2 protein-coding genes are annotated in these 1,229 nt (G+C 50.7%); one reads left to right on the forward strand and one right to left on the reverse strand.

Going from position 1 to position 1,229, the window contains the following annotated elements:
• Positions 1 to 455, reverse strand: a 455-nt coding sequence (locus L691_RS0110060) for an alpha/beta hydrolase (protein WP_025690344.1), incomplete at its 3' end; no start/stop codon positions are given.
• A 129-nt stretch (positions 456 to 584) separates the two neighbouring features.
• Here L691_RS0110060 and L691_RS0110065 point away from each other — a divergent pair.
• The gene (locus L691_RS0110065; RefSeq protein ID WP_025690345.1) at positions 585 to 1,157 is read left to right on the forward strand and encodes a TetR/AcrR family transcriptional regulator; all 573 of its coding nucleotides are present in this window, start codon (positions 585 to 587) and stop codon (positions 1,155 to 1,157) included.
• The last annotated feature ends 72 nt before the right edge of the window (positions 1,158 to 1,229 follow it).

The raw sequence follows: 1,229 nt of genomic DNA on the forward strand, positions 1-1,229 counted from the left end.
CCCCTGCCGTTACGGAATTGACGGCTGATGTCGACGGCGCAGACGGTGGCGACGGCCTTGATGCGGTGGTCTGTCACAGTGGCGGGGATCACATAGCCGCCAGAGGCACAGATGCCCAGTGCGCCGATGCGGTCTGGGTCGACCTCGCCCTGCACACTGAGGAACGAGACGGCAGCCTTGAAGTCCTCGACGCGGTGGGCTGGGTCCTCCAATCCGCGTGGCTCGCCTCCGCTTTCACCCTGATAGGCGGCGTCGAAGGCAAGAGTGATGAAACCCCGCTCGGCCAGGCGCTTTGCGTAGAGGCCTGCAGCCTGCTCCTTGACGCCGGTGCCGGGATGGCCGACGACGATCGCAGGGCGCGGCCCGCTGACCACTCCGTCGGGTGTGTAGAGGTGGCCGGCGATCTTCACGCCGGCACTGTCGAAGGTGACGTCCGTCTTAGTATAGTAATTCATGCATTATCCCTCCAAAATTTTATTTTGTTTTCGAACTTACATTTACGATATTTACATATTGAGTACTATATGTCAAGCGAGAAATTATACAAACTTGACATTTGTTGATCTGTTCGTTAACCTGAATATATGGATAATAAAGAATCGGCAAGACTGGCGTACGTTCTTGAGACAGCTCTGAATATTTTTGTTCGGTACGGCTATAAAAAAACATCTATTGAGGATATTTCGAAAGCCGCGGGAATCACACGTCAGGGGATTTATCTTCATTTTAAAAATAAAGAGGAGATCTTTAGCGCTTCCATTCAAAAAGCATTGGACGACGGTTTGCAATCCGCCGATCGGATACTTGAGGATGACCGCTTAACGCTGGAAGAAAAACTGTTTCAAGCTTTAGACGAGTGGTTTGGCCGTCACGTAGGATTCCTTCATCCTGAAGCGTCTGATCTTGTGGCCCAATGTGAGCGCGTTCTCGGCGACGCTGTTGAAAACAGCAGTTCATCATTTCAAAAGAAACTTGAGCAAGTCATTCTAGCGTCATCTGGGAAAAATACAAAAGACGTTGAGACGCGCGCTGCGACCATTGCCGACATGCTATGTGCATGCGCATTGACTTGGAAGCATCGTTTATCATCGCGGCAAGAATTCCAAAAGAAGTTGGGTGACGCCATCCACTTGTGTTGTCAGGATCTTCGAGACTAGTTTGTAAAGCCTGCTCGATGATCATAAGCGGGGCAAGGCGGAGGCTAACGAAGAACGTTAGTTTAATAAAAA

Source organism: Paenibacillus zanthoxyli JH29 (assembly GCF_000520715.1).
Taxonomy (GTDB): domain Bacteria; phylum Bacillota; class Bacilli; order Paenibacillales; family Paenibacillaceae; genus Paenibacillus_AQ; species Paenibacillus_AQ zanthoxyli.